The organism is Tepidicella xavieri (assembly GCF_004363315.1).
Taxonomy (GTDB): Bacteria; Pseudomonadota; Gammaproteobacteria; order Burkholderiales; family Burkholderiaceae_C; genus Tepidicella; species Tepidicella xavieri.
Genome location: NZ_SNYL01000036.1, coordinates 1 through 1061 on the forward strand (window position 1 = coordinate 1; position 1061 = coordinate 1061).

Annotated in this window: 1 protein-coding gene; it reads left to right on the top strand. The window is 68.3% G+C overall.

Annotated features, from left to right (window positions below; translation table 11 throughout):
• Positions 1-894, top strand: an 894-nt coding sequence (locus tag DFR43_RS13585; protein WP_133599602.1) for an IS5 family transposase, incomplete at its 5' end; no start/stop codon positions are given.
• Between the last annotated feature and the right edge of the window lie 167 nt (positions 895-1061).

Consider the following 1061-nt stretch of genomic DNA (forward strand, 5'->3'; position numbering starts at 1 on the left):
CGTAGCAAAGGCGGGCGCCCGCCGTACCCCACCGAGGTGATGGTGCGGCTGCTGTTCATCCAATCGCTGTACAACTTGAGCGACGAGGACTGCGAGTACCAGGTGCTCGACCGCATGAGCTTCCAGCACTTCTGCCGCCTGGACGGAGCACTGCACATCCCCGATGCGCGCACGCTGTGGAGTTTCAAGCAGCGCTTGGCCCAAGGCGGTCTGGGCGGGCGCGCCATCTTCGAGGCGGTGAGCCTGCAGTTGCAGCAGCACGGCTACATCCCGCGCGGCGGGCAGATCGTGGATGCCAGCATCGTGCAGGCACCGCTCACCCAGGCGAACAAGGACGAGCGCGAAGCGCTCAACGAAGGCCGCAGGCCCGAGGGCTGGAATGCCAAGCGGCTGCAGCACACCGACCGCGACGCGCGCTGGACCAAGAAGCACGGCAAGAGCTTCTACGGCTACAAGGTGCACGCCAACGCGGACGCGCGCTACAAGCTGATCCGCCAGGCGAAGGTCACGCCGGCCAACGCCGACGACGGCCAGACGCTCAAGGAGGTGCTGGACCGCGCCAACACCGGCGCGCGGCTGCTGGCCGACCGAGGCTACGACGCGCAGACCAACCGCCAGTTGCTGCAGGCCCACGGGCTGCGCGACGGCATCGCGCGGCGTGCCAAGCCCGGGCAGGAGCGGCGCGTGCGACTGGACGCGCGCAACAAGGCGATCAACCGCGTCCGCGCCAGAGGCGAACATGTGTTCGCCGGCCTCGAGCAGTTGGGCGGCAAGTGCGTGCGGGCGATGACGCTGGCGAGAAACGAACTGGCGATCCTGCTCAAGTGCGCGGCGTACAACGCCAAGCGGCTGGTCTGGCTGGTGCGCCATGACCCGTGCGGGTGTGCGCGATGAAGGCAGAGGTGCGCCCGCTGCAGCCTGCAAACGCCGTTTTGCAGGGCCTCGGGCGCCCGCCAAGGCGGCGATGACGGGGCCTGAGCGGCACCGAGAACCCCGAACTGAACGACGCGAGCGCCCTCATGCCGGTTCAGCCTTCGGAAATGGGGTTATGCGAAGTGCCC